At 72.6% G+C, this 14,105-nt stretch carries 14 protein-coding genes and 1 tRNA gene; 6 read left to right on the top strand and 9 right to left on the bottom strand.

The features are described from left to right. Window positions 1-67 precede the first annotated feature (67 nt). From NLX94_RS08305 to NLX94_RS08285, 5 genes are all read left to right on the top strand, one after another. Complete coding sequence (locus tag NLX94_RS08305) at window positions 68-835, top strand: response regulator transcription factor (RefSeq protein WP_254381965.1); 768 nt, start codon at window positions 68-70, stop codon at window positions 833-835. Further along, entirely contained in the window at window positions 835-2,436 is a 1,602-nt protein-coding gene (locus tag NLX94_RS08300; protein ID WP_254381964.1) for a HAMP domain-containing sensor histidine kinase, read from the top strand. Before NLX94_RS08305 ends, NLX94_RS08300 begins: the two co-directional genes overlap by 1 nt. Before the next feature lie 25 nt (window positions 2,437-2,461). Next, entirely contained in the window at window positions 2,462-3,727 is a 1,266-nt protein-coding gene (locus NLX94_RS08295) for a glycosyltransferase (protein ID WP_254381963.1), read from the top strand. Continuing rightward, entirely contained in the window at window positions 3,727-5,988 is a 2,262-nt protein-coding gene (locus tag NLX94_RS08290) for a glycosyltransferase family 39 protein (RefSeq protein ID WP_254381962.1), read from the top strand. Before NLX94_RS08295 ends, NLX94_RS08290 begins: the two co-directional genes overlap by 1 nt. Window positions 5,989-6,101: 113 nt before the next feature. Then, window positions 6,102-6,767 carry a TetR/AcrR family transcriptional regulator gene (locus tag NLX94_RS08285; protein ID WP_254381961.1) on the top strand — a complete coding sequence of 222 codons (666 nt, stop codon included), beginning with the start codon at window positions 6,102-6,104 and terminating at the stop codon, window positions 6,765-6,767. Between the two features lie 9 nt (window positions 6,768-6,776). Here the strand turns inward: NLX94_RS08285 and NLX94_RS08280 are convergent, their stop codons facing one another. Together NLX94_RS08280 and NLX94_RS08275 are read right to left on the bottom strand one after the other, a co-directional pair. Next, a complete protein-coding gene (locus NLX94_RS08280; RefSeq protein ID WP_254381960.1) occupies window positions 6,777-8,384 on the bottom strand; it encodes an MDR family MFS transporter in 1,608 nt (535 codons plus the stop codon). Between the two features lie 14 nt (window positions 8,385-8,398). Continuing rightward, on the bottom strand, window positions 8,399-8,806 hold the full coding sequence (locus tag NLX94_RS08275; protein ID WP_254382406.1) for a MarR family winged helix-turn-helix transcriptional regulator: 408 nt from the start codon (window positions 8,804-8,806) through the stop codon (window positions 8,399-8,401). Window positions 8,807-9,021: 215 nt separating this feature from the next. Here NLX94_RS08275 and NLX94_RS08270 point away from each other — a divergent pair, with 215 nt between their 5' ends. Next, window positions 9,022-9,261, top strand: coding sequence for a hypothetical protein (locus NLX94_RS08270; RefSeq protein ID WP_254381959.1), 240 nt, complete (start codon window positions 9,022-9,024; stop codon window positions 9,259-9,261). 13 nt (window positions 9,262-9,274) lie between these two features. Here the strand turns inward: NLX94_RS08270 and NLX94_RS08265 are convergent, their stop codons facing one another. The 7 genes from NLX94_RS08265 to tadA all read right to left on the bottom strand — a co-directional run bounded on the left by NLX94_RS08265 (window position 9,275) and on the right by tadA (window position 14,033). Next, window positions 9,275-10,093 carry a hypothetical protein gene (locus NLX94_RS08265; protein ID WP_254381958.1) on the bottom strand — a complete coding sequence of 273 codons (819 nt, stop codon included), beginning with the start codon at window positions 10,091-10,093 and terminating at the stop codon, window positions 9,275-9,277. Between the two features lie 49 nt (window positions 10,094-10,142). Beyond that, the gene (locus NLX94_RS08260) at window positions 10,143-10,997 is read right to left on the bottom strand and encodes an RNA polymerase sigma factor SigF (RefSeq protein WP_254381957.1); all 855 of its coding nucleotides are present in this window, start codon (window positions 10,995-10,997) and stop codon (window positions 10,143-10,145) included. 245 nt (window positions 10,998-11,242) lie between these two features. Then, window positions 11,243-12,124, bottom strand: coding sequence for an RNA polymerase sigma factor SigF (locus NLX94_RS08255; protein WP_302169103.1), 882 nt, complete (start codon window positions 12,122-12,124; stop codon window positions 11,243-11,245). Window positions 12,125-12,476: 352 nt separating this feature from the next. Continuing rightward, on the bottom strand, window positions 12,477-12,638 hold the full coding sequence (locus NLX94_RS08250; protein ID WP_254381955.1) for a hypothetical protein: 162 nt from the start codon (window positions 12,636-12,638) through the stop codon (window positions 12,477-12,479). A gap of 365 nt (window positions 12,639-13,003) precedes the next feature. After that, window positions 13,004-13,324 (bottom strand): hypothetical protein, encoded by a 321-nt coding sequence (locus NLX94_RS08245; RefSeq protein ID WP_254381954.1) that lies wholly within the window; start codon window positions 13,322-13,324, stop codon window positions 13,004-13,006. Window positions 13,325-13,449: 125 nt separating this feature from the next. Continuing rightward, window positions 13,450-13,536, bottom strand: a tRNA-Ser gene (locus NLX94_RS08240). A gap of 68 nt (window positions 13,537-13,604) precedes the next feature. Next, window positions 13,605-14,033, bottom strand: a complete 429-nt coding sequence (gene tadA / locus NLX94_RS08235; protein ID WP_254382405.1) for a tRNA adenosine(34) deaminase TadA — start codon at window positions 14,031-14,033, stop codon at window positions 13,605-13,607. Window positions 14,034-14,105: the final 72 nt, after the last annotated feature.

Below are 14,105 nucleotides of genomic sequence, written 5' to 3'. Positions count from 1 at the left end.
GGGGTTTCTCAGGGAATTCACAGCTTCAGGCAAGAGCCCTCTCACGGGCGTCGGCCAGCGTGTACGCATGACTGCGACGACCACATCCCACGCGTCCACGTCCACCGGCAACCACACGGCCCTCGTCCGGCCCGACGGAACCCCGTGCCGGGTCCTCGTCGTGGACGACGAGGCATCCCTCTCCGAGCTGCTCTCCATGGCCCTGCGCTACGAGGGCTGCGAGGTCCGCAGCGCCGGCGACGGCGCGGGCGCCGTGCGCGCGGCACGGGAGTTCCGGCCCGATGTCGTCCTGCTCGACATCATGCTCCCCGACATGGACGGGCTGGCCGTCCTGGGCCGCCTGCGGCGGGAGCTCCCGCAGGTCCCGGTGCTGTTCCTGACCGCGAAGGACTCCGTGGAGGACCGCATCGCCGGTCTGACGGCGGGCGGCGACGACTACGTCACCAAGCCCTTCAGCCTGGAGGAGGTCGTCGCCCGGCTGCGCGGCCTGGTCCGGCGCTCCGGGGCGGCGCAGGCCGCGCGGGGAGGGTCGGTGCTGCAGGTCGGCGACCTGCGGCTCGACGAGGACAGCCACGAGGTGACCCGGGGCGGTCAGGACGTCCACCTGACCGCGACCGAGTTCGAGCTGCTGCGCTACCTGATGCGCAACCCGCGCCGGGTGCTGAGCAAGGCGCAGATCCTGGACCGGGTGTGGTCGTACGACTTCGGAGGCCAGGCCAACGTCGTCGAGCTGTACATCTCCTACCTGCGGCGCAAGCTGGAGGGTGGTACCGGCCTCCCGCCGATGATCCACACCCGGCGCGGCGCCGGTTACCTGATCAAGCCGGCCGACTAGTGGCGGACGGCGAGACCCGGCCGCCCCGCCGCGCGGGCCGGAGCCGGCGGCCCTGGTCGCTGCGGACCCGGCTCGTCGTCTCGGCGGTGGCCCTCATCGCCGTCGTCGGCGCGGCCATCAGCACCGTCACCACCGTCGCGCTGCGCTCGTACCTGACCGACAAGGTCGACGAACAGCTGCGCGTCTCCGTGGAGGTGGCGAGCCGGCCCGGCGCGCCGGGCAAGCCCGCCCGGGAGAACAAGCTCGGCGTGGTCCTGGGCCCCGGATCCCCGTTGGGGGCCACCGGGGTCCGGCTCGACGCCGCCGGGAAGGTCGTCGACAGCGTGCGCAGCGAGCGCAGCGCCGACGCCGTCGGCTTCGGTGGCTCCGGGGCCGGAGCCGGGTCCTGGTCCGGCGGGTATCCGCCCCTCACCGCGGAGCAGGCATCCGTCCTCGCCGGGGCTGCCCGCAAGGAGGCCCACGGCCGTCCGGGCAACCCCGTCGAGCTGTACCTGCCCGGCCTCGGCGCCTACCGGGTGCTCACCTCGCCCGACGCGGGCATCGTGCTCGGCTTCCCGCTCTCCGAGGTCGACTCCACCGTGCACACCCTGATCGCGGTGGAGGTCTTCGTCACCCTCGCCGGGCTGATCGCGGCCTCCCTCGCCGGACAGGCCCTGGTCGCCGTCGCCCTGCGCCCGCTGAGCCGGGTCGCCGCCACCGCCACCCGGGTCTCCGAACTCACCCTGCACAGCGGGGAACCCGCCCTCCACGAGCGGGTCCCCGACGCCGAGGCCGACCCCCGGACGGAGGTGGGGCAGGTCGGCGCCGCCCTCAACAGGATGCTGGGCCACGTCTCCTCGGCCCTGACCGCACGCCAGCAGAGCGAGACCCGGGTCCGGCAGTTCGTCGCCGACGCCAGTCACGAGCTGCGCACCCCGCTGGCCTCGATCCGCGGCTACGCCGAACTGACCCGCCGGGGCCGCGAGGAGCAGGGCCCCGACACCCGGCACGCCCTGGGGCGGATCGAGTCCGAAGCCACCCGTATGACCGGGCTGGTGGAGGACCTGCTGCTGCTGGCCCGGCTCGACGCGGGCCGCCCGCTGTCCACCTGCGACACCGATCTGGCCCCGCTGGTCGTGGACGCCGTCAGCGACGCCCGGGCCGCCGGCCACGACCACCACTGGCGCCTGGAACTCCCCGACGAGCCCGCGCCCGTCCACGCCGACCCGGCCAGGATCCAGCAGGTACTGGTGAACCTGCTGGCCAACGCCCGGACGCACACCCCGCCCGGCACCACGGTCACGGCTCATGTTTCACGTGAAACATCCGCCGTCCGGCTCCGGATCGAGGACGACGGCCCCGGTATCCCGCCCGAACTGCTGCCCCATGTCTTCGAGCGCTTCGCACGCGGCGACGCCTCCCGGTCCCGCTCCGCGGGCTCCACCGGCCTCGGCCTGGCCATCGTGTCCGCCGTCATCTCGGCCCACGGCGGTCAGGTCGGAGTCAGCAGCACCCCCGGCCACACCTCCTTCGAGGTCCTGCTGCCCCTCGCCGACTCCGCTGCCGCTCTCCCGGTACAGCCGCACTCACAGACGGGCCACAGGGTCAGCACACAGCGGTGACAGCCCGGCCCGGGAGGGTCGGAGCATGCCTACCGACACCTCTCCCGGAGCGCTCCCGGTACGGGCGCCCCTCGCGCCCGTACCGGGTGAGCCCGTCCTCGACGTGGTGATCCCGGTCTTCAACGAGGAGACGGACCTCGGCCCCTGCGTGCGCAGGCTGCACGAGCACCTCACCCGCACCTTCCCGTACCCCTTCCGCATCACCATCGCCGACAACGCCAGCACCGACCGCACCCCCGAGGTCGCGGCCGCCCTAGCCGCCTCCGTGGCCGGGGTACGCAGCACCCGGCTGGAGCAGAAGGGCCGCGGCCGGGCCCTGCGCACCGTGTGGGGCGACTCGGAAGCACCCGTCCTCGCGTACATGGACGTGGACCTCTCCACCGACCTCAACGCCCTGCTGCCGCTGGTCGCCCCGCTGATCTCCGGCCACTCCGACCTCGCCATCGGCACCCGCCTGGCCCGCTCCTCGCGGGTGGTCCGGGGAGCGAAGCGGGAGTTCATCTCCCGCGCCTACAACCTGCTCCTGCGCTCCTCGCTCTCCGCCCGCTTCAGCGACGCCCAGTGCGGCTTCAAGGCGATCCGGCGCGAGGTCGCGACCCGGCTGCTGCCGCTCGTGGAGGACTCCGGCTGGTTCTTCGACACCGAGCTGCTGGTCCTCGCCGAGCGGGCCGGGCTCAGGATCCACGAGGTCCCGGTGGACTGGATCGACGACCCCGATTCCACCGTGCACATCGCCCGTACCGCAGCCGAGGACCTCAAGGGCGTCTGGCGGGTGGGCAGGGCACTGGCCGTCGGCGCGCTGCCGCTGGACCGGCTGGCCCGCCCCTTCGGGGACGACCCGCGCGACCGCACCGCCCTGCCCGGCGTACCGCGCGGGCTGGCCCGCCAGCTCCTGGGCTTCTGCGCGGTCGGCGTCCTGTCCACCCTCCTCTACCTGCTCCTCTACTCCGCGGCCCGGACCGCCGCCGGCCCCCAGCTCGCCAACGCCGCCGCGCTGCTGCTCTCCGCCGTCGCCAACACCGCCGCCAACCGCCGGCTCACCTTCGGCGTCCGGGGCCGGGCCCGCGCCGTGCGCCACCAGGCCCAGGGGCTCGTGGTGTTCGCCATCGGACTGGCCCTGACCAGCGGATCGCTCGCCGCCCTCGGGGCCGCCAACGCCGAGCCGGGGCACAGCACCGAGCTGGCCGTCCTGATCACCGCCAACCTCGCCGCCACCGTGCTGCGGTTCCTGCTTTTCCGCGCCTGGGTCTTCCCCGAACGGCGCACCACTCCCGCGAAGGACCACTCCTGATGACGACGGCAGCACTACCGCTCCATCCGCCCTCCCCGGCCGCCCCGTCCCACCGGGCGACCCGGGCGCACGCCGCGCGGCCCGGCTGGGAACGCCCCGCCTTCCTCGGGCTGCTCCTCGCCACCGCCGTCCTGCTGCTGTGGGACCTGGGGGCCTCCGGCTACGCCAACTCCTTCTACTCCGCCGCGGTCCAGGCGGGCAGTGAGAGCTGGAAGGCCTTCTTCTTCGGCTCCTCCGACGCCGGCAACTCCATCACCGTCGACAAGCCGCCGGCCGCGCTGTGGCCCATGATGCTGTCCGTCCGGCTCTTCGGTCTCGGTGCCTGGCAGATCCTGGTCCCGCAGGCCCTGATGGGCGTCGGCACGACCGCCGTGCTCTACGCCGCCGTACGCCGTCAGTTCGGCCCGGCCGCGGCCCTGATCAGCGGAGCCGTCTTCGCGCTCACGCCCGTGGCCGCGCTGATGTTCCGCTTCAACAACCCCGACGCGCTGCTGACGCTGCTGATGACCGTCACCGTGTACTGCGTGCTCCGGGCCCTGGACGGGGCGCACACCAAGTGGCTCGTCTGGGCCGGGGTCGCGGTCGGCTTCGCCTTCCTGACCAAGACCCTGCAGGCCTTCGTCATCCTGCCGCCCCTCGCCCTGCTGTACGCGGTCTGCGCGCCGACCCGGCTGCGCAGGCGCCTCGGGCAACTGCTGCTCTCCACGCTGGCGATGGTGCTGGCCGGCGGCTGGTGGGTGGCGGTCGTCGAACTGTGGCCCGCCGCCTCCCGCCCGTACATCGGGGGCTCGCAGACCAACTCCTTCCTGGAGCTGACCCTCGGCTACAACGGCCTCGGCCGGCTCAACGGCGAGGAGACCGGCAGCGTCGGAGGCGGAGGCCGCGCGGCCGTCGAAGGAGCCGCCGGTGGTGGCGGCCCCGGTGGCGGTGGCGGAGGCGGCATGAGCTGGGGAGAGACCGGCATCGACCGGCTGTTCTCCTCCAACATCGGCGGCCAGATCGGCTGGCTGCTGCCCGCCGCGCTGATCCTGCTGGTCGCGGGCCTCGTGGTCACCTGGCGGGCCCGCCGGACCACCGACAGCCTGGAGGGCATGGCCCGCGCGGCCTTCCTCGCCTGGGGCGGTGCGCTGCTGATCACCGCGGTGGTCTTCAGCTTCATGCAGGGCATCTTCCACGAGTACTACACCGTCGCCCTGGCCCCCTACGTGGCCGCCCTGGTCGGCATGGGCATCGCCGTCCTCTGGGAGGAGCGGGGCAGCCGGGCCGCCTCCCTCACGCTCTCGGGGACCCTCGTACTCACGTCGTACTGGGCGTTCGTGCTGCTCGGACGCTCCGCGGAGTACGTGCCGTGGTTGCGCTGGTTGATCCTCACTGCCGGACTCGGCACCGCCCTGCTGCTGCCGTTCACCGCGCGGCTGGGCCGCCGTACCGCACTCGGCGTGGCGGCAGTCGGCCTGGGCGTGGCCCTGGCCGGACCCCTCGCGTACTGCCTGACCACGGTGACCACCCCGCACACGGGCTCCATCGTCACGGCGGGCCCCGCGGTCGCGGGAGGCCGCGGCGGCCCCGGCGGGATGATGCGGGGCTCCGAGCTGCCGGGCGGGGGCGCAATGCCCGGCGGCGGGATGCCCGGCGGCGGCGGAACCGCACCGCAGGGCACGCCCCCGGGCGGAGCGGCCCCCGGAGGCCAGACACCGGGCCAGCAGGCGGGCGGCAGCACCCAGGTCCCCGGCGCCGACGGCACCACCGACGGCGGCCGGACGGCCCGCGCCGGCGGCGGTCCGGCCGGCGGCGGTCCGGGCGGGGGAGGCATGGGCGGAGGCGGCATGGGCGGCCTGCTGAACGGGACGAAGGCCAGTGCCGAGGCGACGGCCGCGCTGCGCGCCGACGCGGACCGGTACACGTGGGCGGCGGCGGCCGTCGGCTCGCAGAACGCGGCGAGTTACCAGCTGGCTTCGGAGCGGCCGGTGATGGCCCTCGGCGGCTTCAACGGCAGCGACCCCTCTCCCACCCTGGAGCAGTTCAAGGAGTACGTCAGCGCCGGGAAGATCCACTACTTCATCGGCCAGAGCGGCGGCGCGGGCGCCGGCGGCGAGACCGAGAACGGCACAGCGGCGGCCCGTGGCGGGGGCGGCCCCGGAGGAGGGGTGAGCAGCTCCATCCAGACGTGGGTCCAGGCCAACTTCAAGGCCACCACCATCGGCGGAGCCACCTTCTACGACCTGACCGCGCCGGTCTCCGAGGCGTCCACGGCCTCCTGAAACCAGCCGGACGCCGGTCGGAACCCCGCCGGAACCCCCGGTCCACCCCCTAGCATCAAGGGGGCGGACCGGGCATTCCGGGCCGGTCCCGCACGCGTGAGGAGGACGCCTCCATGGTCACCCCGGCCGATTCCGGCACGGCCCGGACCAGCGTCTGGCTGGCCGGGAGTCAGGCCGCACCCGCCCGGCGGCGCAGCGAGGCCCCCGCCGGACTCGACCGGGAGCGGATCACGGCCGCGGCCGTGCGGCTGCTGGACGCCGAGGGGCTGGCCAGGTTCTCCATGAGGCGGCTCGCCGCCGCGCTCGGGGTGACGGCGATGTCCCTGTACTGGTACGTCGACACCAAGCACGATCTGCTCGAACTCGCCCTGGACAGCGCCCTGGGCGAGCTGGGCGAGCTGGGCGAAGAGCAGGAGCCGGCCGGGCCGCCCGCGGAGGGCTGGCCCGGCCGGCTCCGCTCGCTGGCCCGGGGCTACCGCAGGCTGCTCGTGGACCACCCGTGGGTGGCTCCGCTCACCGCCGCCTACCCGAACATCGGCCCGCACGCGCGGGCCTTCGACGCCGCCCTGCACCGGCTGCTGGACGCCACGGGCCTGCCGGACGCCACCCGCTGCGGGGCCCGGCTGGCCGTCTCCCAGTTCCTGCACGGCTGCGGGGGCACGGTCCGGCGGCCGCCCGAGGGGGAGTTCTGCCTCGCGCTCGACGTCCTGATCGCCGGCATCCAGGCCCACACCGGGCGCACCGCCGCCGCGGCCCCCGCCGCGCCCGAAGCCCCGTAGGCCCTGCGGCTACTCCGCCGGGGAGGCGGCGGCCGGCTCGTGGGCCGCGGGCTTCGACCTCAGGGCGACCTCCTTGATGAACACCACCAGCACCAGCGCGAGCAGCGCGGTGGGGGCGGCGTAGAGGAAGACGTCGCCGACGCCGTGCCCGTACGCGGACTCGATGACCGTGCGGAAGGGCTCGGGCAGCTTGCCGAGGTCGGGGATCCCGCCCCCGCCGGTGCCGCCGTGGCCCAGGGCCGCCGCCTTCGGGCCCAGTGCGGCGAGACCGTCCTGGACGTAGTGGGTGACCCGGTTGGCCATGACCGCGCCGAGGGCGGAGACGCCCATCGCGCCGCCGAGCGAGCGGAAGAAGGTGACGACCGAGCTGGCGGCGCCGAGGTCCTCGGGGGCCACCTGGTTCTGGGCGGCGAGGACCAGGTTCTGCATCATCATGCCGAGGCCGAGGCCGGTCAGCGCCATGAAGATCGCGATGTGCCAGTACGGGGTGTCGTACCGCAGGGTGCCCAGCAGGCCGAGTCCGGCCGTCAGGAGCACACCGCCGGAGACGAGCCAGGCCTTCCACTTGCCGGTCTTGGTGATCACCTGACCGGAAAGGGTGGAGGAGACGAAGAGCCCGCCGATCATCGGAATCGTGAGGATTCCGGACATCGTCGGGGACTCGCCGCGGGCCAGCTGGAAGAACTGGCTGAAAAACACGGTGCCCGAGAACATGGCGACGCCGACGAAGAGCGAGGCCGCCGAGGCGAGGCTGATGGTCTTGTTGCGGAAGAGGCGCAGCGGAATGATCGGGTCGCTCGCCCGGGACTCGACGAGGACGAAGAGCAGGCCGAGCACGAGCGCGCCGCCGGTCATCGTCCAGGTCTGCCAGGAGATCCAGTCGTACGAGCCGCCGGCCTGGGTCACCCAGATCAGCAGGAGCGAGACGGAGCCGCTGATCAGGAAGGCGCCGAGCCAGTCGACCTTGACCTCGCGGCGGACGACGGGCAGGTGCAGGGTGCGCTGGAGCACGATCAGGGCGATGACGGCGAACGGGATGCCGACGTAGAAGCACCAGCGCCAGCCGAGCCAGCTCGTGTCGGTGATGACCCCGCCGAGCAGCGGACCGCCGACGGTGGCGACGGCGAAGACGGCGCCGAGGTAGCCGCTGTACCGGCCGCGTTCGCGCGGGGAGATCATCGCGGCCATGACGATCTGGGCGAGTGCGGAGAGCCCGCCGACGCCGATGCCCTGGACCACGCGGCAGGCGATGAGCATGCCGGTGTTCTGGGACATGCCCGCGACCATCGAGCCGAGGACGTAGATCACCAGGGATATCTGGACCAGCAGCTTCTTGCTGAAGAGGTCGGACAGCTTCCCCCACAGCGGGGTGGACGCCGTCATCGAGAGCAGGGCGGCCGTGACCACCCAGGTGTAGGAGGACTGGGTGCCGCCGAGGTCGCCGATGATCTGGGGCAGGGCGTTGGAGACGATCGTGGAGGACAGGATCGCCACGAACATGCCGAGCATCAGCCCGGAGAGCGCCTTCATGATCTGCGGGTGCGTCATGGGCGCGCCGTCGGACGTGGTCTCCGGCCGGCCGCCTTCCCGCACACCGGTGGGTGTGGTCGTAGCCATGAGGTTCCTTCGGTCTAGCTGTCTGGAAGCGTGAAGCTCGACCGGAGTCGGGCCAGCAGGATGTTGAGGTGGTCGACGTCCGCGCCGGACCAGTCGGACAGGGCCTTCTCCAGCGCGGTGGTGTGGCGGGTGCCGAGCTCGGTGAGGAGAGCGCGTCCGGCCGGGGTCAGGCGCAGGATCCGGCAGCGGGCGTCGGCGGGGTCGGTGTCGCGGGTGATCCAGCCGCGGTCGGCGGTGTGCGTGACGTGCCGGCTGGTCACGGAGATGTCGATGGCCAGGTACTCGGACAGGCGGCTGAGCCGCATCTCGCCGTGCCGGTCGAGCACGGTGAGCACGGCTGCCGAACCGGGCGGGCAGTCGGGGGGCAGGAGGCGGGCGAGGTCGCGCTTGACGGCGCCGATGCCGGTGAGCTGGCGGGACAGTTCGGCGTAGCGCGTGGGCGGCTGCGCGGCAGATCCGGCGGATACGGCAGGTGCGGCAGATCCGGCGGATGTGGCGGATACGGCAGCTTCGGGCACCGGGACTCCCCTCCGAATGTCGTTGCTTCGGGCAACCATAGAAGCAGATGGTTGTTACAGGCAAATGAATCGGGGGGCTGGGCGGTAAAGGAATCGGAAAACCGGCTAGGGTCCTGCGCATGGCTGCGAATCACGACTCGAACCACAACTCACAGGCTCCCCAGGGCGACTACGACCCCGCGGGCAGCACCCAGATGTTCCGGGCGTTCGTCGACGAGCCGGTGGCGGCCCCCGCCGTCCCCGGTTCGCGCATGCAGAACCGTGCCGCGCGCAAGTCGGGCCCGGGCGCGGGCCTGTGGATCGCCGTCGGCCTGGGCGCCGTGGTCCTGATCGCCGTGGTGGCCTGGCTCGCGCTCTGAGCCGGCCGCCGGCTCAGTTCCAGGTGGCAGTGACCTTCTGGGTCTCCACGTGCATGCCCAGCGGCACGCGCCAGGCCTCGACGCAGATCCGGTAGGTCTGCGTCTTCGTCGTGCCGCCCGCGATCGGGGCGGGCAGCGGCTGGGTCGAGTGGATGGTGGCCCAGTCGACGCCCAGCGCGCCGATGATGTGCGTCGCGAAGCTGACCGTGCCCGAACGGGCCGCGGTACCGCCGGTGTTGGTGAACGCCACCGTGACCTGCTCGCACCAGCGTTCCGCCGTGGCGCTACGGGTCGGCGCGCCGATGCTCAGCTTCGCCGGCGTGGCCGGGGGCTGCGCCGGACCGCTCGGGCGGGGCTTCGCGGGCGGGCTCGACGGAGTGCCGGGCGTACCGGGCGTACCGGGTGTGCCGCCCGGGCCGCTGGGGGGCCTCGTGCCGGGGGCCGCGCCGGGCGGGTTCCCGGAGCCGTCGGGAGGGGTGGCCGCGCCTCCTCCCGGTGTGGAGCCGCCGGGAGGCTGGTACCCCGGGGCGCCGGGCTGCGTACCGCCGCCGGCCCCGCCCGCCCCGCCCTCGGCCGGCGGGATGTCCGCCGAGGCGCTGCCCGACGGGCCGCCGGCGGACGCGGAGGATCCCGGCGAAGCCTGCGGGAGCGCCTGGAACTCGACCCGGCCCCCGGGTGCGACGTTCTCCCCCGCGCCCCGCTCCGGGCCGGTGGCGGCCGCGCCCACGGCCACGTAGCCCTCGCGCGCCGGATCGCCGCAGCCGGTCAGGGTGGCGGCGGCAGCCGTGGCGCACAGGGCGAGGGCGGCGGCCTGCCGGGATACCTTTCGCATCCCGGCAGTTTTCCTGACGTGCCGTCAATTGTGAAGCGGGTGCGGGGAGCTACTCGCCGATCAGGCCGACGCGGAGCTGCGCGAGCGTGCGCGTGAGCAGCCGGGAGACATGCATCTGGGAGATGCCGACCTCCTCGCCGATCTGCGACTGGGTCATGTTCGCGAAGAACCGCAGCATGATGATCTGCCGCTCCCGGGGCGGGAGCTTGGCCAGCAGGGGCTTGAGCGACTCGCGGTACTCGACGCCCTCCAGCGCGGTGTCCTCGTATCCGAGCCGGTCCGCGAGCGAGCCCTCGCCGCCCTCGTCCTCGGGGGAGGGCGAGTCGAGCGAGGAGGCGGTGTACGCGTTGCCCACGGCGAGGCCGTCGACGACGTCCTCCTCCGAGACCCCGAGCACGGCCGCGAGCTCCGGCACGGTCGGCGAGCGGTCGAGCTTCTGGGCGAGCTCGTCGCTGGCCTTGGTGAGGGCGAGGCGCAGCTCCTGGAGCCGGCGCGGGACGCGCACGGACCAGGAGGTGTCCCTAAAGAATCGTTTGATCTCGCCCACGACCGTCGGCATCGCGAAGGTCGGGAACTCCACGCCGCGTTCGCAGTCGAACCGGTCGATGGCCTTGATCAGGCCGATCGTGCCGACCTGAACGATGTCCTCCATGGGCTCGTTGCGGCTGCGGAAACGTGCCGCCGCGTACCGCACGAGGGGGAGGTTCAGCTCGATCAGGGTGTCGCGCACGTACGTCCGCTCGGGACTGTCCGCGTCGAGGCCGGCGAGCCGGTGGAAGAGGGAGCGGGAGAGGGTGCGGGTGTCGATCCGGGTGTCGATGGCTTCCGAGCGGTGGGACACTGCCGGCGCTTCACGCTGCTTGACAAGCGTGAGCACCTTGGAGCTGCCCTGGTCTACGGACATGCCACCCCCTTGAGGTCGCGGACGGTCGCGCTTCTCTGCGCGCCCGTCGGAGGAACGCAGCCTCCACCTGAATACCGGAGGCGGGGCTGCGGCAAACGCGGTTCCAGCAGAATGTCACATGTCGGCAACACGCTGTAGCGCCATGTCGACAAGTATCTCCAGCGACAGAGCGCGATAGGCCTGCTCTCGGGCGGGAATCTGCCGCTCTGTCAGGAAACGCGCGGAATGATCTCCACTCGATCCGGTTAGGCCTCGATCCTGTTTGCGGATCTCAGCCGGGCGAAGCTCCGGGCGAGGAGTCGGGAGACGTGCATCTGGGAGACGCCGAGCTCGGCGCTGATCTGCGACTGCGTCAGATTGTTGTAGTACCGCAGGAGGAGGATCCGCTGCTCGCGTTCGGGCAGCTGTACGAGGAGGTGGCGTACGAGGTCGCGGTGCTCGACCCCGGCCAGCTCGGGGTCCTCGTAGCCGAGGCGGTCGAGCAGCCCCGGGAGCCCGTCGCCCTCCTGCGCGGCCTCCAGGGAGGTCGCGTGGTAGCTGCGGCCGGCCTCGATGCAGGAGAGCACCTCGTCCTCGCTGATGCGCAGCCGCTCGGCGATCTCGGGGGTGGTCGGGGTGCGGCCGTGCAGGGTGGTGAGGTCCTCGGTGGCGGCGTTGACCTGGACCCACAGCTCGTGGAGGCGGCGCGGGACGTGGACGGTGCGTACGTTGTCGCGGAAGTACCGCTTGATCTCGCCCACGACGGTCGGCATCGCGAAGGTCGGGAACTGCACCCCGCGCTCGGGGTCGAACCGGTCGATCGCGTTGATCAGCCCGATCGTGCCGACCTGGATCACGTCCTCCATCGGCTCGTTGCGGCTGCGGAAGCGTGCGGCCGCGTACCGGACGAGCGGGATGTTGGCCTCGATGAGGGCCCCGCGGACCCGGGCGTGCTCGCTGGTGCCCGGCTGCAGGTCCTTCAGCTGCCCGAACAGGACCTGGGTGAGGGCCCGGGTGTCGGCGCCCCGGCTCTGCGCCCTGGGGGCGGCCGGGGGCTCCTCGGGGGCCTCCTGCTGGGGCGGTACGTGGGACTCCTGCGGCGGGGGCTGCGCGGGGTCCTGCGGGGTCGCCTGGTGCGGGGGGTGCAGGGGGTGCTGAGGGGCCTGCGGGGAGTCCCGGCGCGGGCCCTGGGCGGAGTCCCGGTGCGGTTCGTGTGGTTTGCGGGGGTGCTCCTGCTGCGGGTCCTGCTGGGGCGGCACCTCGGGCGCAGTACTGGCCGGCACGGTCACGCCACCCCTTCACGTCACGTCATCAACTCATCCGTCAAAAGCGGTCATAGCATCACAAGACATGTGCACTGTGTGCAAGCACCGTATATCGCCGTGTTGAGGGCAAGTTGGGCATAACGGGGCATCTTGCCCCGTGTGCGGGAACGCAAAAAGCCCCCCACCCGTCGGAGTGGGGGGCCGGGAAGTCCGGAAACCGCTTCAGCGTACGGGTTCAGCGCACCAGTTCGGTCATGAACTCGCCGATCGCCGTTGCGGCATCCGAGATTCCCTGGAAGCCTATTTTGACCATTTCGGCGGCTTTTTCGGGCTGCGTGATGATGACGAAGAGGACGAAGACGGTGAGGGCGCCCGAGATCAGCTTCTTGGTTTCCACGTGCGCTGTCGGCCTCCCCAACCGGTCCTGCAAGGTCGGGAGAGTCTAGCCGGTCATGTTCGAACACTCACCTGGCCTTTAAGGACCAATGACCCGGCGGCGCGGGCCCTTTGCCGGTGTGCCGACGGCCTCGGCAGGCGCAGTATTGAACACGAGCCCACCGGTTCTGGCAGGAAATCGGTGAGCGAGGGACAGGACCTCACTGCGGGGTCCGAGCCGCAAGCTTCCCCCCTGACTGCGGCTTGGACTGGCAGGTTCCGTCCTCATCGGGGGAAGTGGCTTGTCCCCCCGATGCCACTTCCCCCGTCCCAACCGTTGAAGGTCCCGGCTCAGGCCGGGGCCTTCTTCGCGTTGTGCGCCGGGTTCTACTCCAGGCCGCCGGCCAGGTCGGCGATCGGCTGGACCGGGGCGATCACGGGCGCGAGGTGGTTCGGCAGCTCCATCAGCTGGTTGAGCTGGTTCAGGCCGCCGCTGACCTTTCCGCCGATCTCCTGCACCGAGGCCGGGCTCGCCCCCTCGGGCATGCCCTGCGGCGCCGGGAGGTCCGGGAGGGTGAGCGGGGAGACCGGGGCGGCGGAGGCGGCGGGCGCCGCGAGGCCCGCGGCGGCCCCCGCGAGGGCGATGGCGGCGAGGATGCGCTGGGTCTTGGTCATGCCGTGACAACGGCCGAGGGCGCGGGCGGTCACGCGGATGTCCCTCGGACGCCGAAACCGCGCGAGCCCGGAAGCCCGAATGCCAGGAACCCCGGAACCCAGGAACCCCGGAAACGCCGAGAACCCCGACCCTTGCGGGGCGGGGCTCTCGATCAGAGCGGTAGCGGTGGGATTTGAACCCACGGATAGCTTGCACCATCACACGCTTTCGAGGCGTGCTCCTTCGGCCGCTCGGACACGCTACCGAGAGAGAGCTTAGCCCAAGGAGGCCCGTGCTCTGAAATCCATGGGCTCGGGACGCCCACCGCGCCGCTCAGAGGTCGCGGAAGAACTCCGTGAGCTGCCGCGCGCACTCCCCCGCGAGCACGCCCGCGATCACCTCGGGCCGGTGGTTGAGCCGGCGGTCCCGTACGAGGTCCCACAGCGACCCGGCTGCGCCCGCCTTCTCGTCGGACGCCCCGTAGACGACCCGGGCCACCCGTGACTGCACGAGCGCGCCCGCGCACATCACGCACGGCTCCAGGGTCACCACGAGGGTGCACCCCGGGAGCCGCCATTCCCCGAGGGCGGCGGCCGCCCGGCGCAGCGCCAGTACCTCGGCGTGCGCCGTGGGGTCGCCGGTGGCCTCCCGCTCGTTGTGCCCGGTGGCGAGGAGGGTGCCGTCCGGGCCGAGCACCACGGCGCCGACCGGCACGTCGCCGGCCGGCACCGCCCGGGCGGCCTCCCGGAGCGCCAGGCGCATGGAGTCCTGCCACGGGTCCCGTACCGGATCGGGTGCGTACGGGGTGGGCCGCGGGGTGTGGTGGTGCGCGGG

This window comes from Streptomyces sp. TBY4, assembly GCF_024213195.1.
GTDB lineage: Bacteria > Actinomycetota > Actinomycetes > Streptomycetales > Streptomycetaceae > Streptomyces.
The sequence above is the reverse complement of the archived record's forward strand: the minus strand, read 5'-3'. Positions and strand labels throughout refer to the sequence as shown.